Origin of the sequence: Pseudomonas fluorescens (assembly GCF_000967965.1) — a bacterium.
GTDB lineage: Bacteria > Pseudomonadota > Gammaproteobacteria > Pseudomonadales > Pseudomonadaceae > Aquipseudomonas > Aquipseudomonas grandcourensis.
This window is the reverse complement of record NZ_LACC01000045.1, coordinates 1-21820: the sequence shown is the minus strand read 5'-3', so window position 1 is coordinate 21820 and position 21820 is coordinate 1. Positions and strand designations below refer to the sequence as shown.

Below are 21820 nucleotides of genomic sequence, written 5' to 3'. Positions count from 1 at the left end.
CGTGATGGATGCCTGACCTCGTCCTCGACGAGGTCAGGTACCTGAAAACGGGGCGTGACGCCAGTTACTGCGTTGTCGGGTGTTTTCGTTTCCGCTGATGATTTCCTGTTTTTCTCCTGCTCAATGGCCTGACCTGTACTACAGGTTGTTGCTCGCCGGTTGCCCGGCCTGATCAATGACAGACAACCGGTGCGAGTCGAGATTGTAGGCTACATAAACGGCAGCACTGCGCTTGTTGGCCTGCTTTGAATGTTCAAGCGCACTGGCTTTCAGTAATTTCTCCGAAACTGCACAAGTGACAAACAGAATCACGTATGCCGCCTTTTCCCGTGGCCTCTGGATTTTCTCCAGCAGCGCTCCAAACTCGACCTCTTTGCTCATCCAGCGTACATCAACGATGTACACGTCTTTTACTGGCTCCGGCAGCTGAAGGTAATGCTGAACAGAGACAGTGGTTTGCAGACCAATTCCGGTTGGTGGGTCCTGTGCGCCACAGGGCGTGCGAGCTGACTGCCAGTCATTCGTTGACGTTTTCAGAGCGGGGTTTTCAGACGACTTCCCGGACGCTTTTTTTTCCGACCGCCCAACATCATCCATGACCTTCATGAAGTGCTTTCCCTTTTCAAAATCGGAAGGCGCATAAAGTGATTTATAGTTGAAGTTGAGTGTTGCGAAAAAAAGTAAAAGTAAATAGAACGGAAAACTGATCAGGAACCAGACGTAGAGCTCTCTTTCCTCCTGATCAAGGAAGGGGAGAGATACGGCTGCCGAAGTTTCAGAGAGTGCTGCGAATATTGCGATAATTGTCATTGGGTTGGTGATTCGTTTTTTTATCATATTCTGTACTCATGCGGGTTGTCTGTTCTCGAGTGGTTTATGAGGTTGGGCCGATGTGCTGGTTATTGTAGTGATTTTTATTGTTTGTTGGTTTTTGACAGGTTTTAATTTGTTTGTTGTATTGCTCTTGGGGTTCTTGAGTGTGGGGTGTGTTTTAATGATTGCTCAAAAAATATTATTTGCTGTAAGAGTAATTGGATGCTTGATGTGTGATATTTCTGGTGTGAGGGTTGAATGCGTAAATATCAGTTACGTTTTAACTGAGAGATAGAGGCTAATGCTTGTCAGAGTGCGACAGATCAAGCTGGCTCTCGGAAAATTTTGGTCGTAAATCGACAGGGGTGCCGGCTGGAAAGTGCGACAGACTGACGCTGATACAGTTTTCAATTCATTCTGTTCGAGGGATTTTTGTAGGAGGAATCCGTGTTGTTTGTAGGGTATGTCTCTTGGTGTGGGTGGCTGGGAGGGGCGACATGCCATGGGTGAAACGACTAGGCTATTGTGCGGGCTCTAAAAATTCGAACAGCGAAAATTGGACTTGCCCATGAATAAAGTGCTGATCGTGGATGATCACCCCGTCATTCGTCTTGCGGTACGTATGCTAATGGAGCGTCATGGCTACGAAGTTATTGCAGAAACCGATAACGGTGTGGACGCACTGCAACTAGCCCGTGAACTTATGCCGGACATTGTCATTCTGGATATCGGAATTCCGAAGCTGGACGGGTTGGAAGTTATCGCGCGTTTGTCTTCGACCTCAATGCCGATGAAAGTGCTGATTTTGACTTCCCAGGCGCCGGGGCATTTTTCGATGCGTTGCATGCAATCCGGTGCAGCCGGCTATGTCTGCAAACAACAAGACCTCACGGAGTTGCTCAGTGCAATAAAGGCCGTGTTGTCAGGCTACAGTTACTTTCCTAATCAAGCCTTGCATACCGTGCGTTGCAGTTTGGGGAATGCCAGTGAGGCCGATATGGTTGATCGGTTGTCGGGGCGGGAAATGATGGTCCTGCAACAGTTGGCCCGAGGAAAGACCAATAAAGAAATTGCCGATGGGATGTTTCTCAGCAATAAAACAGTCAGTACTTACAAGACTCGCCTGTTGCTCAAGCTGAATGCGCGGTCTCTGGTCGATCTGATCGAACTGGCACAACGCAATGGTCTGGTGTGATGACGTAACTGCACGACAAGGGGCGCCTACCAGGGTATGGCACTTAGAAAAAAGCCTCCGTTTCGGGAGGCTTTCAGGTGTCATAAGTCAAAATCGTAATCGGCCAATTGCTTTTGCAGTCGGCGCTCCTCCAGCAGGTTGTCGATGGTGCGGCGTTTGCTCAGATTAGTTTTCGCTACTTCAACCACCGGCTCAGCGTCATCGGTTTCGGCGGTGGTGAAATCGTCTTCTACGTCCAATTGCTCTTTGCCAGTACTCATTTAGTTGCTCCAGGCTAAGAAGGCCTTTGGCGCTCCTTATATCGACAATCTCCCGGCGGGTAAAAAAGATTTTTTCAATCGACAAATCAATAAACCTAATAGCGCCTCAATCGTCGGAGGTTTTGTGCTTGTATTCGCACAAGTCCTCGATCCGGCAGCTACCGCATCGGGGCTTGCGGGCCAGGCAAACATAGCGGCCGTGAAGGATCAGCCAGTGATGGGAGTCGAGCAGGTACTCCTTGGGCACGAATTTCATCAGTTTTTTCTCGACTTCCACCACATTCTTGCCGGGAGCAATGCCAGTCCGGTTGCTGACCCTGAAAATATGCGTGTCGACGGCCATAGTCAGCTGACGGAATGCCGTATTGAGTACCACATTGGCGGTCTTGCGGCCGACGCCGGGCAGTGCTTCCAGCTCTTCGCGGGTTTGTGGCACCTCACCGGCGTGACGCTCGACCAGCAAGCGGCAGGTTTCGATCACGTTTTTCGCTTTGCTGTTGTACAGGCCGATGGTCTTGATGTACTCCGACAGTCCCTCGACTCCCAGGGCATGGATCGCTGCCGGGGTATTGGCGACCGGGAACAGCTTGGCAGTGGCCTTGTTGACGCCGACATCGGTCGACTGCGCCGAGAGAATCACGGCAATTAGCAATTCGAAGGGCGAGGAGTAGGCTAGCTCGGTCTTTGGTTCCGGGTTGTCCTCGTGCAGTCTGCGGAAGATTTCCAGGCGTTTTGCGGCATTCATGGGCAGTGCGTTTCCTTGAAGGCAATCAATGTATGGGCGTGGGGCGCCAGGCCTGCCAGGCGGCGATCAGCAGCCCGAGCAGGATGAACCCGCCAGGGACCAATGTGGTCAGGCGCAGGCCGCCATCAGCCACCAGTACCCAGCCTTGCCAGTCAGTTTGTGTTGCACCGAACAGCCACGATAGATGGTTTCCAAGTGTTCCGTTGCCGATGAGCTCGCGCAGCAGGCCCAGCGCGATCATCAGCGTGGCAAACAGGCTATTGAGTCGCAGGCGTTGGCGCCAACCGTTCTGAAAGAACCCGCTGTGTTCCAGTACGACGCATTGCAAGGCGATCAAGGCGCCATAAAACCCCAGATGCTGCTGCCATTGCAGCGACCAGGCCTGAGCCATGAGTTGCGCGCAACTGGTGAGCGTGGCCGCCAACAGGACGCTGGCTAGCAAGCGGGTCGTCGGGACCAGTCGGGATCGCAGGGCGCCCATGGCCAGGCTGAACAACTGGGTCACCACCATGAACATCAGGCACAGGCCTAGTGCGGCCATCAGCGAGTGGGTGGCGCCGATCAGCGGCGTCAGCATCAAGGCGTTGCGCAGAGTCGATGAGTTATCCATGGGCAGGGATTCCGAGCAGTTGTTGCCGGTGTTCATCGAAGTAGCGCAAGGCATCGTGGACGGCATTGATTACCGCTCTAGAGGTGATGGTTGCGCCTGCGATCTGATCGAACTGTCCCTGATCCTTTTTAAGCGCCCAGCCGCTGTCACCGGGTTCAGTTCGAGACTTGCCGGAAAAAAACTGGAGCCAGGCATTGGGCCAGTCGGCGATCCGTGCCCCCAGTCCCGGTGTTTCCGACTGTTTGAGGGTTTTGACGCCCAGTAACCTGCCATTGGCGTCGACAGCGATCAACAGGTCGATGGCACCGGCGTAGCCAAGGGTTTGGCTGCGCAGCAACACCGCGACGGGTTGATCGGCCCGGGTCGCCAGATAACCACCCAGCAAGGTGCTGTTGGTCAGCGTGGTTGCTTCAATCTTTATGGGCTGTTCGAGTGGCTGATTGTCGTAGCTGTCCGGCGCGATCAGGTCCAGCAGATTACGGCTGTCGATCAGGCGCTGTTCGGCTGCAATGCGTGGCGCGCTGCCGAGTTGCACGAAGTAGGTCACGCCAAGGCCCAATGTGGCCAAAAGCACCACAAGCGCTATGCTTGATATCCGGTTCATGGCGCCTCCGGCTGTTGCCTGGCCGCTACGAACCGCTCCAGCGCCGGCACGCACAGGTTCATCAACAGCACGGCGAAGGCGATGCCGTCCGGGTAGCCGCCCCAAGTACGAATCAGATAGGTCAGGAGCCCGACGCCGACACCGAACAGCAATTTCGCGCCAGGGCTTCTGGCGCCGGACACCGGTTCTGTAATGATAAAGAACGCCCCCAGCATGGTCGCGCCGCTAAGCAGATGAAACAGCGGCGAGCCATGGGAGTCGGAGCCCGAACCGTTCCAGCACAGCAGGCTGACGATGAACAGGCTGGCCAGCATGCCGACCGGTGCATGCCAACTGATCACCTTTCGTTGCAGGAGAAACACACCGCCCGCCACAAAGGCCAGGTTCAGCCATTCCACCCCCCGGCCGCCAAAGTGTCCGAATGCCGGGTTGCCGGCAAACAGTTCATCCATGGTCAGGCTTTTGTTGATTCGCAGACTGTCCAGTGCCGTGGCCTGCACCCACGCATCCGGCGCGTGGCCGACGCCGAACACGTGCTGCAGGCCGCTCAGCAGATCCATGCCATGGGGCGATGGCCAAAGGGTCATTGGTTGGGGAAAGGTCACCAGCACCAGGGCAAAACCGAGCATCGCCGGGTTGAAGGGATTTGAACCGACGCCGCCATACAAGTGCTTGCCGAACACCATCGCAAAAGCGGCAGCACTGAGGGTCAGCCACCATGGGCAGTAAGGCGGCAGCGCCAGAGCCAGCAATGTGGCACTGACCAGCGCGCTACCGTCACTCAAGGTTGGCCCCGGCGGTCGCTTGCGCAAATGCACGACGGCGCCCTCGACGGCCAACGCGGCAGCGGCCGCCAGAACCAGATTGATCAATACGCCCCAGCCATACAGCCAGAACGCCGCCAGCATTCCCGGCAGCGTGGCCAGCAGCACCAGTTTCATCGCCTGTTGCAGGCGATCATCAACTGAGTCAAGGGCTGGCATGGGCGTCCACCAGGCGTTCGGCTTCACCGAGTGCGCGCTCCAGGGCTTCGATTTGTTCCGCCGGTGCTTCGTTGGCCTGAGCCTTCTTGAGTTCGGCGCGGCGCATGGCCAACTGGATCTTGGCTCGTTTCAGATCGGCATCATTTGACGACACAACTACGACCGTCGGCGCCGGGGCAGTTGGGGCGACGCTTTCCAGTTGCGCCAGGTTTTGTTCGGCGGCTTCGAACTGTTGTTGCAGGACGATCAACTGCGATTGCTGTTCGAAGGTCGGCGGATGCCCAAAGGCCTTCAGCGATTTGTGCAACTGCGCCCGACTCATCGCCACATCGATCTTGGCCTTTTTCAGCACGGCATCGGCATTGGCGGTTTTCTGTGCGCGAACGCGTTCGAGGGCCGCCTGCACCGGGTCGGCTGTCACCTCGGCAGGTTGCGCAGCTCGCTGCCTTGCCTGACGCTCGGCAACTTTCTGTTGCTCTTCACGCTGCAAGCGGGCATTGCGTTGTTCGAAGCGGCGCCGTGCGTGATCGCGCTTGAGTGTGCGGGCCTGCCGCGCCTGCGGTGTGAGGGCCAGCCCCCCGACAACGGGCAGTACCATGTTCGGCAACAGTGGGCGCATTTCGATGCAGTCCACCGGGCACGGTGCCACGCAGAGGTCGCAACCGGTGCACTCATCGATGATCACCGTGTGCATCAGTTTGGCCGCGCCGACGATGGCATCGACCGGACAGGCCTGAATGCACTTGGTGCAACCAATGCACTCGGCCTCGCGGATATAGGCGATCTGCGCAGGTGCCGAGCCGCGAGTGATGTCCAGTTCCAGCACCGGCACCTTCAGCAGTTCGGCCAGGGCATTAATGGTTTCGTTGCCGCCTGGCGGACACTTGTTGATCGGCTCGCCATTGGCGATGCCTTCGGCGTACGGCTTGCACCCGGGGTGGCCGCACTTGCCGCATTGGGTTTGCGGCAAGAGTGCGTCGATGAGTTGAATCAGACTCATGTTTTGATCAGTCCGCTGAATCCGAGAAAGGCCACTGCGATCAGGCCGGCACCAATCAGGTCGATCGGCAAGCCGCGAAAGGGCAGGGGAACATCGTTGTCAGTCGTGCGTTCACGCAAATCAGTGAACAGGCTCAACACCAGCCAGAAGCCCAGTCCTGCACCGAGGCTCAAGGCTGTGGCGTGAAAGAAGCCCTTGTCTTCCTGAGCATTGAGCAAGGCCACGCCGAGCACGCCGGCATTGCCCAGCAGCAACGGCCAGAGGCCTTCGAACGGCAGTGTCGCAAACACCCGTGTCAGCAACTTCAGCAGCGGGCTGATCAGCAGCACGCTCAATGGCAGAAACACAAACAGACGCAGCGTCGTCAATTGCAGCGGCACCAGCAGCCATTGATAGAGCGCGTAGCCGAGCATGCCCACGACCAGCATCAGGCAGGTCGTCGCAATACCCAAGGCATGGACCTGACGGCGCTGGCCGGCCAACAACGGATCGACGGCCAACGGCAAGTGCAACACGATGTTGTTGATCAGGGCGGCGCTGATTAGCGTAAGCAGGATTTCGGTCATTGTTCGTGCCGGCAGGAACAGGGTTTTTTTAGCGCAATTGTCTAAAAAGAGTAGGCATTATCCGGCAAGGCGGGAGGGTGGGCCAGACATGAAAATCCCACAGCCGCGCCAGGCCCGACTGTGGGATCGATTTGCCGCAGACCTTACTTAATGCGCTGGCCCGGCTTGGCGCCGCTGTCAGGGCTGAGCAGGTAGATCTCTTCACCGCCAGGGCCGGCCGCCATCACCATGCCTTCGGAGATGCCGAACTTCATTTTCCGTGGCTTGAGGTTGGCGATCATCATGGTCAGGCGACCATCGAGCTTCGACGGGTCCGGATAAGCGCTCTTGATCCCGGAGAACACATTGCGTTGCTCGTCACCGATGTCCAGGGTCAGGCGCAGCAGCTTGTCAGCACCTTCCACATGCTCAGCCTTGACGATCAGCGCGACACGCAAATCGACTGCCGCAAAGGTGTCGAACTCGATTTCCGGCGACAGCGGATCCTTGGCCAGTTCGCCATTGCCGGCAGGCGCGGCTGCGCCGGTGTCGGTCTGGCTGGCGGTCAGGTCTTCTTTCGAGGCGTCGGTCATGGCTTGCACCTTGACCGGGTCGATACGGGTCATCAACGGCTTGAACTCGTTCAGCTGGTGATTGCTGAGCAAGGTCGTGTGGTCGTTCCAGGTCAGCGGCGCGACGTTGAGGAACGCCTCGGCGTCGGCGGCCAGCAGTGGCAGCACCGGTTTGAGGAAGATCACCAGTTGGCGGAACAGGTTGATGCCTGTGGCGCAGATGGCCTGGACTTCATCCTGCTTGCCTTCCTGTTTGTTCAGCGACCACGGCGCCTTGTCGGCGATCCAGGCGTTGGCGCGGTCGGCCAGGCCCATGATCTCGCGCATGGCGCGGGCGAAGTCACGGGCTTCATAGGCGTCGGCGATGCTTGGCGCGGCGGCCAGGAAGGCTTCGGTCAATTCAGGCGCGGCGTTGGTGTCGACCATCACGCCGGCATTGCCTTTGTTGATGAAACCGGCGCAACGGCTGGCGATGTTGACGACCTTGCCCACCAGGTCGGAGTTGACCTTCTGCACGAAGTCTTCGAGGTTCAGGTCGAGGTCGTCGACGCCACGGCCCAGCTTGGCCGCGTAGTAATAGCGCAGGTATTCCGGCGACAAGTGGTCCAGGTAGGTCCGGGCCTTGATGAAGGTGCCGCGGGACTTGGACATCTTCTGGCCGTTGACGGTCAGGTAGCCGTGCACGTTGATCCCGGTCGGCTTGCGGTAGCCCGCGCCTTCGAGCATGGCTGGCCAGAACAGGGCGTGGAAGTTGACGATGTCCTTGCCGATGAAGTGGTACAGCTCGGCAGTGGAGTCCTTGCCCCAGAACGCGTCGAAGTCCAGCTCCGGTGTGCGGTTGCACAGGTTCTTGAAGCTGGCCATGTAGCCGATCGGCGCATCCAGCCACACGTAGAAGTATTTGCCCGGCTCGTCGGGGATTTCAAAACCGAAATACGGCGCATCGCGGGAGATGTCCCACTGTTGCAGGCCGGCATCCAGCCATTCGGCGATCTTGTTGGCCACGGCGTCTTGCAGGGTGCCGCTGCGGGTCCAGGTTTGCAGCATTTGCTGGAAGTCTGGCAGCTTGAAGAAGAAGTGCTGGGAATCCTTGAGCACCGGGGTGGCGCCGGAAATCGCCGACTTCGGATCCTTCAGGTCGGTCGGTGCGTAGGTCGCGCCGCATTTTTCGCAGTTGTCGCCGTACTGGTCTTCGGTGCCGCATTTCGGGCAGGTGCCCTTGATGAAGCGGTCGGCCAGGAACATTTTCTTTTCCGGGTCGAAATACTGGGTGATCGAGCGCGTGGCGATGTGCCCGGCGTCGCGCAGTTTCAGGTAGATCTGGCTCGACAGCTCACGGTTTTCTTCGGCGTGAGTGGAGTGGAAATTGTCGAAGTCCACCAGGAATTCGGCAAAGTCGGCGCTGTGTTCAGCCTGGACGTTGGCGATCAGTTGTTCCGGGGTGATGCCTTCCTTTTCCGCGCGCAGCATGATCGCCGATCCGTGGGCGTCGTCAGCACAGACATAAATGCATTGATTGCCGCGGTGCTTCTGGAAGCGCACCCACATATCGGTCTGGATGTATTCCAGCATATGGCCAAGGTGGATCGAACCATTGGCATAGGGCAGGGCGCTGGTGACGAGGATCTTGCGTGGCTCGGACATGGGGCTCGGCTACTTGATGAAACGGAGGTCGGCCACTATAAAGCGCCGGCGCATATTTTTCACCCTGTGAGCCTGTTTCCGGATGCATAGCCGATGAAAACCGTGGCGAGGGAGCTTGCTCCCGCTGGGTGGCGAAGCCGCCCCATACCGGACTAACCGGTTTTGTCAGAGACACCTCGTCAATCTGATTGCGGCTGCTGCGCACCCGAGCGGGAGCAAGCTCCCTCGCCACAAACTGTGTTCGGGCACAAATCCACTCACAACAAATGAATCTGCGGGGTACGATACCCATTATCTTTTCCAGTCCTGTTTTCGGAGTTGCCCATGAGCGCCGTCAATCGCGCAGCGGTGGAAGCCGTCCTTCGCCAATACACCGACCCTTACATGAACCAGGACCCGGTCAGCGCCGGGTGCGTGCGCAACATCGAGATCCAGGGCGAGCGCGTCAGCGTTCAGCTTGAACTGGGTTACGCCGCCGGGCTGTTCAAGAGTGGCTGGGCGCAGATGCTGGAAATGGCCATTCAGGGGTTGGATGGCGTGGCAAGTGCCAAGGTCGAAATCACCAGTGTGATCGCTGCGCACAAGGCTCAGGCACAGATTCCAGGGCTGGCCAACGTCAAGAACGTGGTGGCCGTGGCATCCGGCAAGGGCGGCGTGGGCAAATCCACCACGGCGGCCAACCTGGCCCTGGCCCTGGCCCGCGAAGGCGCCAAGGTCGGGATTCTCGATGCGGACATCTACGGCCCGAGCCAGGGCATCATGTTTGGCATCCCCGAGCGCACCCGCCCCGAGGTCAAGGATCAGAAGTGGTTCGTTCCGCTCAAGTCCCATGGCGTCGAGGTGATGTCCATGGCGTTCCTCACCGATGACAACACGCCGATGGTCTGGCGCGGGCCGATGGTCTCCGGCGCCTTGCTGCAACTGGTGACCCAAACCGCGTGGGGTGATCTGGACTACCTGGTCATCGACATGCCGCCTGGCACCGGCGATATCCAGCTGACCCTGGCGCAGAAAGTGCCGGTGGCCGGCGCGGTCATCGTGACCACCCCGCAGGACCTGGCATTGCTGGACGCGCGCAAGGGCGTGGAAATGTTCCGCAAGGTCAACATCCCGGTGCTGGGCGTGGTGGAAAACATGGCCGTGCACATCTGCTCCAACTGCGGACATGCCGAGCATCTGTTTGGCGAAGGCGGTGGTGTGAAGCTGGCCAACCAGTATGGCGTCGAGCTGCTGGCGTCGTTGCCGCTGTCGATGGTCATTCGCGAACAGGCCGATGGCGGCAAGCCAACGGTGATCGCCGAGCCTGACAGCCAGATTGCCATGGTTTACCAAGAGCTGGCCCGTCACGTTGGCGCGAGGATCGTGTTGCAGGAAGCGTTGACGCCGGCGATGCCGAATATCAGCGTCAGCGACGACTAATAACCTGAAATACGAATCCCTGTAGGAGCGAGCCTGCTCGCGATGGTGTATCAGTCGACACCGCGGTGTCTGACACGCCTTCGCGAGCAGGCTCGCTCCTACAGTTGTTCTTTGTCGCGTCTTAGATCCGCAACCCGCCATCCATCTCCAGAATCCGACCGGTGTAATAGTCGTTCTCGAAGATGTAAGCCGCCGAATGGGCGATTTCTTCAGGCTTGCCCATGCGCTTGAGCGGGATCCCGGCAGTCATCTTCTCCAGCGCTTCAGGCTTCATGCCCAAGGTCATTTCGGTTTCGATGAAGCCAGGTGCAATGCCGGCCACGCGAATGCCGTAGCGCGCCAGTTCCTTGGCCCAGGTCACGGTCGCCGCAGCAACACCGGCCTTGGCGGCGGAGTAGTTGGTCTGACCGACGTTGCCGGCGCGGGAAATCGAAGAGATATTGATGATCGCGCCGCTGTTGTTCAGCTCGACCATTTTCGCCGCGACTTCACGGGTGCACAGGAACACGCCGGTCAGGTTGACGTCGATGACGGCCTGCCACTGGGCCAGGCTCATCTTGGTCATTTCGCCATCCTTGACCTTGAGCAGCAGGCCGTCGCGCAGGATCCCGGCGTTGTTGATCAAGCCATGGATCGCGCCGAAGTCTTCAGCGACCTGGGCAACCATGTGGGTCACTTGCTCTTCGTTGGCCACGTTGCACAGGTAGGCGCGAGCCTCGACACCCTCGGCCTTGCAGGCCGCGACGGCGTCGTCGAGTTTTTCCTGGTTCAGGTCCACCAGCGCGAGTTTCGCGCCCTTGCCTGCGAAATACTCGGCCATGGAGCGGCCTAAACCCTGGCAACCGCCAGTGATAATGATTACTTTGTCAGTGAGTTGCATTCGCATGCCCCGGTAGCAGGTCTGAGTGTTTTCCTTCTAGAGAGCCTCTCGATCTGCGCCTGACGTGGCCCGGCTGCACATGAGAACTGCCCCGATGGCGTGCTGGGACTTTCACCAGCAGCTCGTCCGTTTTTCTGACGGATTCTATTTAAGGAGTCATAAATTGAGCGTTGAAGCGGCTAAGCATGCACGAGAATTGCTCCTCAAGGAATACCGTGGGGTGCTCTCGACGCACTCCAAATCGATGCCCGGTTTTCCGTTCGGCTCTGTAGTTCCGTACTGCCTGGACGAGCAGGGCCGGCCGCTAATCCTGATCAGCCGTATCGCCCAGCACACGCATAACCTGCAAAAAGATCGGAAATGCTCGCTCTTTGTCGGCGAACGTGGTGCCGAAGATGTCCAGGCCGTTGGTCGACTGACTTACCTGGCTGAGGCGCATCAGCTCGAAGACGAAGCCGCCATCGACGCTGCTTCCGAGCGTTACTACCGCTACTTCCCGGAGTCGCAGGGTTATCACAAGGCCCACGATTTCGATTTCTGGGTGCTCGAGCCTGTCCGCCACCGTTACATCGGCGGTTTTGGCGCGATTCATTGGGTCAACGAGCTGACCCTGGTCAACCCGTTCGCTGGCAAGGCCGAAGTGAGCATGGTCGAGCACATGAACGCCGATCACGCCAAGGCCATCGCCCATTACGTCGACCTGGCGGGGCTGCCGAAAAACGTGCCTGCGCAAATGGTCGGTATCGATACCGAAGGCATGCACCTGCGCATCGGCCAAAGTCTGCACTGGTTGCCGTTTCAAGCGCCTTGTAATACGCCGACACAAGTTCGCGAAGCCTTGGTTTATCTGGCCCACGCCGAGCATTGGCCGAAAAATGAAGTGGCCGGCGCTTGAAATCACGAAACGGCGACGTCATCTAAGGTGAACTGGCAAGGCATTCTTGCGTTGAGGAACCATTTGATGCGCCCTTTTTTGTTGCTCTTTCTGCTGTTCCCGGTGTTGGAGCTGTTCGTATTCGTCAAGGTGGCAGGGTCCATCGGGTTTTTCCCGGCCCTGCTGCTGATCATTCTCGGCTCGATGTTCGGCGTGTTTGTGCTGCGCATCGCCGGCCTGGCCACGGCCCTGCGTGCCCGTGAAAGCCTGAGCCGCGGCGAACTGCCGGCCCAGACCATGCTCGAAGGCCTGATGCTGGCATTGGCCGGTGGCCTGCTGATTCTTCCGGGCTTCATCAGCGATGTGATCGGCGTGTTCATGCTGCTGCCGTTCAGTCGTCGCCTGCTGGCCAATAAAATGCGCCAGCGCGCCGAAGAGCAGGCGATGCGTCAGCGAGCGTTCGCCGACGACCTCCAGGCCCGTGGCGGCCCGGTGCCGCGCGAGCCGCTGGGCCGCGAGCCCAACGTGATCGAAGGCGAGTTCGAACACCGCGATACCAAGTAATACGCACATCGACACGGTACCTTCGGGTGCCGTGTTCATTTGCGGGGCAGCGAACTGAAATTTTTTCGATCCCCGCCCTTGTAATAAGCTTATGCGCCCTTATGTAACGGTCACCGCAAGGTTTCTGGCGAACACGCCAGACAGACTTCCGCGGTTCGCTTGACGAACCGCAACCGGCACCGCCGGCCTTTGTTAAACCCGCCGGGAATACACCGGCCGATGAAAACCACAATTAGGAGAGATCGACAATGAAGCTTCGTCCTCTGCATGACCGCGTCGTCATCCGTCGCAGCGAAGAAGAAAAGAAAACCGCTGGCGGTATCGTCCTGCCAGGTTCGGCTGCTGAAAAAGCCAACAGCGGCGAAATCCTCGCTGTAGGCACCGGCCGCGTACTGGAAAACGGTGAAGTGCGTGCACTGTCCGTGAAAGTGGGCGACAAGGTTGTGTTCGGTCCTTACTCCGGCAGCAACACTGTGAAAGTCGACGGCGAAGACCTGCTGGTAATGAGCGAGAACGAAATCCTCGCTGTTATCGAAGGCTGATATCCCCGTTCATTTTCCGCTACTACAAAGTATTTAAGGAATATCGATCATGGCTGCTAAAGAAGTTCTGTTTGGCGATTCCGCCCGCAAGAAAATGCTCAAAGGCGTCAACGTCCTGGCTGACGCGGTAAAAGCGACCCTGGGCCCGAAAGGCCGTAACGTGATCATCGAGAAGAGCTTCGGCGCTCCGACCATCACCAAAGACGGCGTTTCCGTAGCAAAAGAAATCGAACTGGAAGACCGTTTCGAAAACATGGGCGCGCAGCTGGTCAAAGACGTTGCCTCCCGTGCCAACGATGACGCTGGTGACGGTACTACCACCGCTACCGTTCTGGCTCAGTCGATCGTCAACGAAGGCCTGAAAGCCGTCGCTGCCGGCATGAACCCGATGGATCTGAAGCGCGGCATCGACAAGGCGACCATCGCCATCGTCAAAGAGCTGAAAAACCTGTCCAAGCCATGCGCTGACACCAAGGCAATCGCTCAGGTTGGCACCATCTCCGCCAACTCCGACAACTCCATCGGCGACATCATTGCCGAAGCCATGGAAAAAGTCGGTAAAGAAGGCGTGATCACCGTTGAAGAAGGCACTGGCCTGGAAAACGAACTGTCGGTTGTAGAAGGCATGCAGTTCGACCGTGGCTACCTGTCCCCGTACTTCGTCAACAAGCCGGAAACCATGGTTGCCGAGCTGGACAACCCGCTGGTTCTGCTGGTCGACAAAAAGATCTCGAACATCCGCGAAATGCTGCCAGTGCTGGAAGCCGTTGCCAAAGCCGGCCGTCCACTGCTGATCGTTTCCGAAGACGTTGAAGGCGAAGCCCTGGCGACTCTGGTCGTGAACAACATGCGTGGCATCGTTAAAGTCGCAGCCGTCAAGGCTCCAGGCTTCGGCGACCGCCGCAAGGCCATGCTGCAGGACATCGCCGTTCTGACCGGCGGTACCGTTATCTCCGAAGAGATCGGCCTGAGCCTGGAAGCAGCCACCCTGGAAAACCTGGGCAGCGCCAAGCGCGTGACCATCTCCAAGGAAAACACCATCATCGTTGACGGTGCTGGCGTTGCAGGCGACATCGAGTCCCGCATTGCTCAGATCCGTGCTCAGGTTGCCGAAACTTCCTCCGACTACGACCGTGAAAAACTGCAAGAGCGTCTGGCGAAGCTGTCCGGCGGCGTTGCAGTGATCAAGGTTGGCGCTGGTTCCGAAGTAGAAATGAAAGAGAAGAAAGCCCGCGTTGAAGACGCCCTGCACGCTACCCGTGCAGCCGTTGAAGAAGGCGTGGTACCTGGCGGTGGTGTTGCGCTGATCCGCGCTCTGGAAGCCATCCTCAACCTGAAAGGCGACAACGCCGACCAGGACGTGGGTATCGCCGTTCTGCGTCGTGCCATCGAAGCACCGCTGCGTCAGATCGCTGCCAACAGCGGTGACGAGCCAAGCGTTGTGGTCAACGAAGTCAAGAACGGCAAAGGTAACTTCGGTTACAACGCTGCGACTGGCGAATACGGCGACATGATCGAAATGGGCATCCTGGACCCAACCAAGGTCACCCGTTCCGCGCTGCAAGCTGCATCGTCTATCGGCGGTCTGATCCTGACCACCGAAGCTGCTGTTGCTGATGCGCCGAAGAAAGACGGCGGTGCTGGCGGCGGTATGCCAGACATGGGCGGTATGGGCGGCATGGGCGGCATGATGTAAGCCAGCCTTACCCCTGTATGAAAAAACCCCGACTGCGAAAGCAGGCGGGGTTTAATGAGATGGTCAGCCTGACCGAGAAGCCCTGCAGGTTTACGCTTGCAGGGCTTTTCTCGTTTTCGGGCGGCGCTCCGACGAAGGCGTCAGATCAGGCGCCGACAGGTTCTGCAGTGCTCTCGCGTTCAGCCTTCAAAGCCGGTCGATACAGAACGTAGTAATACGACCCCAGACAAATCAGCCAGCAGAACACCGCCGTCCACACGTTGTGCGAGAAGAAGTGTGCGCCCTGCATCATCCGCCCGATGGAGAACACCGAGCCGAGGGCGAAGGCGAAGACAAACGCTGCGCGAGCCATGCGCGGGCGACGGTCACGCAATACGAAAAACAGGGCAAACAGGGTGAAACCGGTGGCCGCATGGCCGCCAGGCCAGCATCGACCTGGTTTTTCGGTAGCCGGGCGATGGCTCAACAATTCGCTGTAGGTCTCGTGACCGCCAAATTGCTCAAGGCTCCAAGGACATTGCACCGCGGTCACCGCTTTCATCGGGGTGACAAAGGAAGTCGCCAGACCCAAGGACAGCACCAGACAACCCAGTTCGCGCTTGAACGGTTTGAGCTTGTCCATGAAAAACGAGGCGACGTAGCCGAAGATGGCGAACACCGAAAATGCAATGACTACCTGCTTGGCGCGGGTATGCAGGATGTTTTCCAGGAAATAACTGTGCCGTCCGATGAAGTCACCCGCGACCGGGTCGTAGAACAGCTTGGCGAGGTCCATGTCCAGTGAGGTCAGCTCGAGCAACACCAGAATGATCGCCGCAATGGCGGGAACCCCCAGGCACACCCAGAAGTTGAGCGGGCGAGGGGTAGGGCGGACAGCGGTTGATGACATGGTGGATCCTGAACAAATGGAAAAAGCCCCGGGGCATCAGCCCGGGGCGATTCGGTTAACGTTCGCCGACTTGACCGGCACCCTCCTTGGGCGCCTTCCAGCCAAGCAGCTGTTGCTTGAAGCCATAACTGGCGGTTTGGTAATAGGTGATGGCGCGGGTAATCAGCGGGTCATCGGCGGTCGACCGGGACTCGCGGCTTTCGGTCAGTGCGTCATCGTGACGACGCAATCCCTGGCGTGGGCTCAGAATCGCCAGGTCCTTGCCGTCGAACAACCCCAGGTGCTGGTAGTTGCCGACCACCACCCGCGGCGGCAGCGGGTTATCCTGCAACAGGTTACGGCCAAAGAACGTCGACTCATAATCCAGATTGAGCAAACCGAGCAACGTCGGTGCCAGATCGATCTGGCTGGCCAGCTGTGCCGTTTCCCGAGCTTCGATCAACTTGGGCGCGTAGATGAACAGCGGAATCTGATAGTTGGCGATAGGCAAGTCTTCCTTACCGGCGCTGCCTGCAGTGTGGTCGGCGACAAAGATGAAAATTGTATTGTCAAACCAGGGTTTCTGGCGCGCCTGATCGAGAAACTGACCGATGGCGTAGTCGGTGTATTTCACCGCGCCGTCACGACCGTTCCCGGACTTGATGTCGATCCGGTTGTCCGGATAGGTGTAAGGACGGTGGTTGGACGTCGTCATCAGCTGCAGCAGGAATGGCTGCTGCTTGGCATAGTCGGCATCGGCCAGTTTCAGCGTCTGATTGTAGAGATCCTCGTCTGCCATGCCCCAGGCGTTCTTGAAGTGAATCTCCGACTCCTCGACGCTGCTTTGGTCTACAACGCGGTAACCATTGCCGCTGAAGAACGCATTCATGTTGTCGAAGTAACCACGGCCGCCGTAGACAAACACACTGTCGTAGCCCACGGCATTGAGTTGCTGGCCAAGGCTGGCAAAGCCGCTTTCACGACCCACGCGCTTGACGATCGAGCGACCGGGCGTCGGCGGGATCGCCAGGGTAATGGCTTCCAGGCCACGGTCGGTGCGGGTGCCGGTGGCGTAGAAATTATTGAAATACAGGCTCTGCTTGCGCAAGGCATCAAGGTTGGGGGTCAGGTTACGGGTGTCGCCATTGCTGCCCATGTACTTGGCGCTGAAGCTTTCAATGGTGACCAGCACGATGTTGGGCTTGCGCGGGGTGCCTGGGTTATCGATTTGCCGACGGATGTCCTGCGGGTCCTGGCCAACGAAGCGGGCATTGGGTTCTGCCAGTTCGGCGCGAATCTGCTGGGCAACGACTGCCTCCGGCAGCGTTTTGTAGAACTGCGGGTAGTCCAGTTCGTTGTTACGGAACGCGGCGAAGAACTGGTAGGGACCGTTGCTCGCCAGTTCGTTCTGATAGGCGTTGCCGCCTTGGGCGCGCGGGGCGTCCTGGCTGAGCAACTGCATGCTCAGGCCGGCGACGACCAACAAACCGAGTGCATTCAGCAGGCGGCCACACAGCGGCGGCAACGGCGCATCGAGCGCAGCGTTGAACGCTTTACGCAATGCAAGACTCAGGGCCACGGCCAGCACGGCGAGGATACTCAGCAGCGTGCCGATCGGGTACGACTCAAGCAGGTTGTTCAGTACTTCGTCGGAATACACCAGGTAGTCGACGGCGATGAAGTTGAAGCGCACGCCGAACTCATCCCAGAACAGCCACTCGGCCACCGAGGTGAACAGCATCGCGAACAGACTGACGGTCAGCAGCCCCTGAAGAAACCAGCGGTGGCCACGAGTGCGCCAAAGGGCCGGCGGGCACAGTAACAGGTAGAGCCCCATGGGCAGTGCCGCGTAGGCAATGAAACCCAGGTCGTAGAGCAGGCCGATACTGAAGACGGACAGAAACCCGCTACCGGCCTCATCCAGATGCGTGAGCAGCAGGACGGTTCGAGTCAGAAAAAAAATTGCCAGCCAGGAGCCGGTTACCAGCAGCAAAAAGCGCATGGGTGCCGTCTTCAAATAGTCCATTTTCTATATTCCTTATTATCAATCGCGTGACAGTCTTCACCGCCCGCTGTAAGCAGCGTGTGAATCGATAGTGAAAAACTTGTCAATCATACCTGTTGGTTGAGCGAATTGATCCATGCACAGCCTTCCCCTAGCCGTGGGCCACACTTGGCCTTAAGCTGCGCGGGCCATGACGGCCGTTACTGTGGACGGAGAGATACCCATGCGAATTCTATTGGTTGAAGACAACCGCGATATCCTGGCCAACCTGGCCGATTACCTGGGGCTCAAAGGCTATACCGTGGATTGCGCGCAGGACGGTCTGTCGGGTCTGCATCTGGCGGCCACCGAGCACTACGATTTGATCGTGCTCGATATCATGCTGCCCGGCATCGATGGCTATACCCTGTGCAAACGCCTGCGCGAGGATGCCCGCCGCGAAACGCCGGTGATCATGCTCACGGCTCGTGATCAACTGGATGACCGCTTGCAAGGCTTCAAGTCCGGCGCCGATGACTACCTGATCAAACCGTTCGCCCTGTCTGAACTGGCGGCGCGTATCGAAGCGGTCATGCGCCGTACCCAGGGTGGCGGACGGCGGACCTTGCAGGTCGGCGACCTGAACTACGACCTCGACACCCTGGAAGTCACTCGCGAAGGCCGATTGCTGAAACTCAACCCGGTCGGCCTGAAGCTGCTGGCCGTGTTGATGCAGAAAAGCCCTCATGTGCTGCGCCGTGAAATTCTTGAAGAAGCGCTCTGGGGCGACGACTGCCCGGACAGCGACAGCTTGCGCAGCCATGTCCACCAACTGCGCCAGGTGATCGACAAGCCGTTCGCCAAGCCATTGCTGCAAACCGTGCATGGTGTGGGGTATCGCTTGGCCGAGGGCCGTGATGGAGTTTAAGCAGAGCCTTGCTCAACGCATCATCATTGCCTTTGCGCTGATGAGCGCACTGGTGGCGGGTGCCTTTGCCATGGGTATCGTGGCGACCGTGCACCTGGTGGAAGAAAAACTGATTTCGGCAGGTCTGGGCGGCGATTTGCAGCGCTTGTTGCTGATGGATAATGTCACGGACTGGAGCCATCGCCCCGAACCGGACCAATTGTTCTACTTCAGCAACGGGCCTGGTGATTTCAGGTTGCCCAAGGATTTGCGGCACCTGGAGCCGGGTTTCCACGAAGTGTTCCGTGAAAACCTGTCGTACCACGCCATGGTCGAAATCGTCGACGGCCGACGTTACGTGCTGTTGCAGGACCAGAGCGACTTCGAAGAGCGTGAGCGGGTGCTGTTTGCCGTGGTGCTGGTGGGCTTCGTGCTGAGCCTGGCACTGGCGGTATTTCTCGGATGGGTGCTGGCACGCAAGGTCATGGCGCCGGTGGTGCGGCTGGCCCGCCAGGTACGCCATAGAGATCAACTGCTGGGATTGGCTCCCCCCTTGGCGCCGGATTATGCCGCCGACGAAGTGGGCGAGCTGGCCGTGGCTTTCGACGCCACCCTCGGGCGCTTGCGTCAGGCCCTGACCCGCGAGCGGTTGTTCACCAGCGACGTCAGCCACGAATTGCGTACGCCCCTGATGATCCTGGCCAGTTCCTGCGAATTGTTGCTGGAAAACCCAGGTCTCGATCAGCGCGGTCGCGCCCAGGTCGAGCGTATTGCCCGGGCATGTGAAGAAATGCGTGAGCTGGTGCAAACCTTCCTGATGCTGGCCCGTGCCCAGCGCGAAGACGCCAGCATGTCGCCGCAGCAGTCCCTGGGGCAGGTGGCCGAGGGACTGCTCGGTCTATGGCGCGAACCTATCGAAAGCAAAGGGTTGGAACTGATCTTCGAACCGGGCAACCCCGAGGTCAAGGGCTACAACGCGACGTTCCTGCATGCGGTAATGGGGAACTTGCTGCGCAACGCCTTGCACTACACCGAACGGGGCTTCATTCGCCTGACTCTGACGGGCACGGGGTTTCTGGTCGAAGACAGCGGTGTGGGCATTCCCGAGGAAAAACGCGAGGCGATGTTCGAACCTTTCGTTCGGGGTACTGAAAAACGTGGGGAAGGCCTGGGTCTGGGGCTTTCACTGGTGCAGCGGATCTGTGAAAACCAGGGCTGGAGCGTCAGCCTGACTACGATGGAGCCCAGTGGCTGCCGTTTTCAGGTAGAACTGTCCCGAACTTGATCTGTTGAGTCAGGCGTCCAGCAAATCCTGTCAATTCTGTAAAACGCTGCAATACTTCCGGGTTTCCCCTAACGATATTTTCACAAATGGATGACCAGTCGCCGACACCACAAAATCTAAGGTAGTTGTTATCAGAAGTTCAGGAGACCTGATGATGGACGGCCCGATCAAGCTCGATTTTTCAGAAAAGTACGACGATCAACACGCCCAACGCTATTTGCGCAAACACCAGGAAGGTCTCGGCCGTCGATTGTCCCATTGGCGTGACGAGCAACTGGCGCGTAAGGCGCTGGCCCTGGTTGGCGAGCCTGGTCTGGTCCTCGATTTGCCTTGTGGTGCAGGGCGTTTCTGGCCTTTGTTAGCGGAGAAATCCAACCGCGTGATCATCGGTGCCGATAATTCGGAGTCCATGCTGAAGATCGCAACCCAGGCGCAACCGACTGATGTGGTGAAGCGGGTACAACCCTTGCACACATCCGCATTCGACATCGCCTTGCCGGACAACGCCGTCGACAGCATTTTTTGCATGCGCTTGCTCCACCACATCGGTGAAGCCGAGCATCGCATGGCTATTTTGCGTGAATTCGAGCGTGTTTCCCGTGACAGCGTGATCCTTTCGCTGTGGGTCGATGGCAACTTCAAGGCCTGGAAACGCAAGCGGTCGGAAAAAAAACGTGGGCAGGAAGGTTACCAAAACCGGTTTGTGTTACCGGCCGCTACCGTAGAGAAGGAATTTGAGCAGGCGGGTTTCCGCATCCAGGAACAACTGGACTTTTTGCCGCTCTATGCCATGTGGCGAGTTTACGTATTACGCAAGAGGTAACAGGATGGCAGTGCAGTGTGCAGCAGAAACGGAAGACGTTCCCCAGGACCGCTTCGATTACTTCTGGAATCAGCGCGGTGAATGGGTAGAAGAACCCAACGTCCGTCGCGGCGGGGAAAGCGGCGTTCAACGCCTGATGGGCAGTGATGGTCAACTGCTCTACGTCAAGCGCCAGACCGGGCATATCCATCGTAGCTGGCAGCACCCTTTCGGGCGGCCTACGGTACTGCGCGAGCATGCTGCGCTCATCGGTGTGACCGAGCTTGGCGTACGGGTTCCGGAAATCGTTTTCTGTGGCGCACAGCGCGATCCTGTACACAAGTGGCGTGCCTTGCTGGTCACTAAGTCGCTGGACGGATTCGAGGAAATCGATCGCTGGTACGCCGGTGGCGGTCGCGAGCGTCATGGTGAGGCCATAAACGACCGAGTGCTCAAGGACCTTGCTGAAAACCTGGCTCGCATGCACAAAGGCCGCTGGCAGCACGGTTGCCTTTACGACAAGCACGTATTCGTTCGCGTGACCGGTGAGGGCGAGTCGGCCAAGGTCGAAGTAGCCCTGATCGATCTGGAGAAATGCCGACAGCGTTTGACGGCCAATCGCGCAGCTGCCCATGATTTGAAGCAGTTGCGTCGCCACTCGTCGTTCAGCGACGCAGACTGGAAAAAACTCGTCTATTTTTATGAGACGGCGTTTGGCAGCGCTATCAAGGGTTTATAGCGATGAAACTCGAAATTGCACGAGGTTTGTTTCTGGTAGGAGCCTTGGCAGTTGCATCGATCGCGATGGCAACCTGGGAGCAACCACGCCCCCAGGTTCTCAGCTCGATAAACGCAGAAGAACATTGTCCGTTGCCACGGGTTGCCAAAGCATCCGTGGCCACTCGACCCGATCATGACTTGTTACTGTTCATGTTCGGACTTTCTCAGGGATTGAGGCCGCAGAGTTGAACCGATTGAAGCCAAAATGAAAGGCCTCGCTGATGCGAGGCCTTTTTTATTGGTGCGCC

23 protein-coding genes are annotated in these 21820 nt (G+C 58.2%); 11 read left to right on the top strand and 12 right to left on the bottom strand.

The genetic code is table 11. The features are described 5' to 3' along the window. Positions 1-138: 138 nt before the first annotated feature. Positions 139-837 carry a hypothetical protein gene (locus tag VC35_RS26485; protein ID WP_046043603.1) on the bottom strand — a complete coding sequence of 233 codons (699 nt, stop codon included), beginning with the start codon at positions 835-837 and terminating at the stop codon, positions 139-141. Positions 838-1381: 544 nt separating this feature from the next. Here VC35_RS26485 and VC35_RS26480 point away from each other — a divergent pair. Then, positions 1382-2008, top strand: a complete 627-nt coding sequence (locus VC35_RS26480; RefSeq protein WP_008053528.1) for a response regulator transcription factor — start codon at positions 1382-1384, stop codon at positions 2006-2008. 80 nt (positions 2009-2088) lie between these two features. Here the strand turns inward: VC35_RS26480 and VC35_RS26475 are convergent, their stop codons facing one another. The 8 genes from VC35_RS26475 to metG form a co-directional block, all read right to left on the bottom strand. Next, positions 2089-2268 (bottom strand): PA3496 family putative envelope integrity protein, encoded by a 180-nt coding sequence (locus VC35_RS26475; protein ID WP_007972325.1) that lies wholly within the window; start codon positions 2266-2268, stop codon positions 2089-2091. Between the two features lie 106 nt (positions 2269-2374). After that, a complete protein-coding gene (nth, locus tag VC35_RS26470) occupies positions 2375-3013 on the bottom strand; it encodes an endonuclease III (RefSeq protein WP_046043602.1) in 639 nt (212 codons plus the stop codon). A gap of 25 nt (positions 3014-3038) precedes the next feature. Continuing rightward, positions 3039-3623: an Rnf-Nqr domain containing protein gene (locus tag VC35_RS26465; RefSeq protein WP_046043601.1), complete on the bottom strand. Its 585-nt coding sequence runs from the start codon at positions 3621-3623 to the stop codon at positions 3039-3041. Beyond that, entirely contained in the window at positions 3616-4227 is a 612-nt protein-coding gene (locus tag VC35_RS26460) for an RnfABCDGE type electron transport complex subunit G (protein ID WP_046043599.1), read from the bottom strand. The genes VC35_RS26465 and VC35_RS26460 overlap by 8 nt, the downstream gene beginning before the upstream one ends. Next, positions 4224-5210 (bottom strand): RnfABCDGE type electron transport complex subunit D, encoded by a 987-nt coding sequence (locus VC35_RS26455; RefSeq protein WP_046043598.1) that lies wholly within the window; start codon positions 5208-5210, stop codon positions 4224-4226. The genes VC35_RS26460 and VC35_RS26455 overlap by 4 nt, the downstream gene beginning before the upstream one ends. Then, positions 5197-6210, bottom strand: coding sequence for an electron transport complex subunit RsxB (gene rsxB, locus VC35_RS26450; RefSeq protein ID WP_046043597.1), 1014 nt, complete (start codon positions 6208-6210; stop codon positions 5197-5199). Before rsxB ends, VC35_RS26455 begins: the two co-directional genes overlap by 14 nt. Further along, positions 6207-6776, bottom strand: a complete 570-nt coding sequence (locus VC35_RS26445) for an electron transport complex protein RnfA (RefSeq protein ID WP_046043596.1) — start codon at positions 6774-6776, stop codon at positions 6207-6209. Before VC35_RS26445 ends, rsxB begins: the two co-directional genes overlap by 4 nt. 143 nt (positions 6777-6919) lie before the next feature. Then, the gene (gene metG / locus VC35_RS26440; protein ID WP_046043595.1) at positions 6920-8971 is read right to left on the bottom strand and encodes a methionine--tRNA ligase; all 2052 of its coding nucleotides are present in this window, start codon (positions 8969-8971) and stop codon (positions 6920-6922) included. Positions 8972-9295: 324 nt separating this feature from the next. On the opposite strand from metG, the gene apbC reads away from it, so the two are divergent. Next, the gene (gene apbC / locus VC35_RS26435) at positions 9296-10390 is read left to right on the top strand and encodes an iron-sulfur cluster carrier protein ApbC (protein ID WP_046043594.1); all 1095 of its coding nucleotides are present in this window, start codon (positions 9296-9298) and stop codon (positions 10388-10390) included. A 121-nt stretch (positions 10391-10511) separates the two neighbouring features. Here apbC and VC35_RS26430 read toward each other — a convergent pair whose 3' ends face one another. Continuing rightward, on the bottom strand, positions 10512-11270 hold the full coding sequence (locus VC35_RS26430; RefSeq protein ID WP_046043593.1) for an SDR family oxidoreductase: 759 nt from the start codon (positions 11268-11270) through the stop codon (positions 10512-10514). 163 nt (positions 11271-11433) lie between these two features. Here VC35_RS26430 and VC35_RS26425 point away from each other — a divergent pair, with 163 nt between their 5' ends. The 4 genes from VC35_RS26425 to groL all read left to right on the top strand — a co-directional run bounded on the left by VC35_RS26425 (position 11434) and on the right by groL (position 14946). Continuing rightward, positions 11434-12165, top strand: a complete 732-nt coding sequence (locus VC35_RS26425; RefSeq protein WP_046043592.1) for a HugZ family pyridoxamine 5'-phosphate oxidase — start codon at positions 11434-11436, stop codon at positions 12163-12165. Positions 12166-12231: 66 nt separating this feature from the next. Beyond that, positions 12232-12708: an FxsA family protein gene (locus tag VC35_RS26420; RefSeq protein ID WP_046043590.1), complete on the top strand. Its 477-nt coding sequence runs from the start codon at positions 12232-12234 to the stop codon at positions 12706-12708. A 248-nt stretch (positions 12709-12956) separates the two neighbouring features. Beyond that, the gene (locus VC35_RS26415; RefSeq protein WP_007985847.1) at positions 12957-13250 is read left to right on the top strand and encodes a co-chaperone GroES; all 294 of its coding nucleotides are present in this window, start codon (positions 12957-12959) and stop codon (positions 13248-13250) included. Positions 13251-13299: 49 nt separating this feature from the next. Beyond that, a complete protein-coding gene (gene groL / locus VC35_RS26410) occupies positions 13300-14946 on the top strand; it encodes a chaperonin GroEL (protein WP_046043589.1) in 1647 nt (548 codons plus the stop codon). 145 nt (positions 14947-15091) lie between these two features. On the opposite strand, the gene VC35_RS26405 is transcribed toward groL, so the two are convergent. Both VC35_RS26405 and VC35_RS26400 read right to left on the bottom strand, forming a co-directional pair. Continuing rightward, on the bottom strand, positions 15092-15835 hold the full coding sequence (locus VC35_RS26405) for a phosphatase PAP2 family protein (RefSeq protein WP_046043588.1): 744 nt from the start codon (positions 15833-15835) through the stop codon (positions 15092-15094). A 55-nt stretch (positions 15836-15890) separates the two neighbouring features. After that, the gene (locus tag VC35_RS26400; RefSeq protein ID WP_046043587.1) at positions 15891-17840 is read right to left on the bottom strand and encodes an LTA synthase family protein; all 1950 of its coding nucleotides are present in this window, start codon (positions 17838-17840) and stop codon (positions 15891-15893) included. 202 nt (positions 17841-18042) lie between these two features. On the opposite strand from VC35_RS26400, the gene colR reads away from it, so the two are divergent. The 5 genes from colR to VC35_RS29325 all read left to right on the top strand — a co-directional run bounded on the left by colR (position 18043) and on the right by VC35_RS29325 (position 21761). Further along, positions 18043-18726 carry a two-component system response regulator ColR gene (gene colR / locus VC35_RS26395; RefSeq protein ID WP_007978572.1) on the top strand — a complete coding sequence of 228 codons (684 nt, stop codon included), beginning with the start codon at positions 18043-18045 and terminating at the stop codon, positions 18724-18726. Continuing rightward, a complete protein-coding gene (locus tag VC35_RS26390; protein ID WP_046043586.1) occupies positions 18716-19990 on the top strand; it encodes a sensor histidine kinase in 1275 nt (424 codons plus the stop codon). The genes colR and VC35_RS26390 overlap by 11 nt, the downstream gene beginning before the upstream one ends. Before the next feature lie 154 nt (positions 19991-20144). Continuing rightward, positions 20145-20813 (top strand): class I SAM-dependent methyltransferase, encoded by a 669-nt coding sequence (locus tag VC35_RS26385; RefSeq protein ID WP_046043609.1) that lies wholly within the window; start codon positions 20145-20147, stop codon positions 20811-20813. Positions 20814-20817: 4 nt separating this feature from the next. Beyond that, the gene (locus VC35_RS26380) at positions 20818-21531 is read left to right on the top strand and encodes a lipopolysaccharide kinase InaA family protein (RefSeq protein ID WP_046043585.1); all 714 of its coding nucleotides are present in this window, start codon (positions 20818-20820) and stop codon (positions 21529-21531) included. Positions 21532-21533: 2 nt separating this feature from the next. Then, positions 21534-21761, top strand: a complete 228-nt coding sequence (locus VC35_RS29325) for a hypothetical protein (RefSeq protein ID WP_080925402.1) — start codon at positions 21534-21536, stop codon at positions 21759-21761. The last annotated feature ends 59 nt before the right edge of the window (positions 21762-21820 follow it).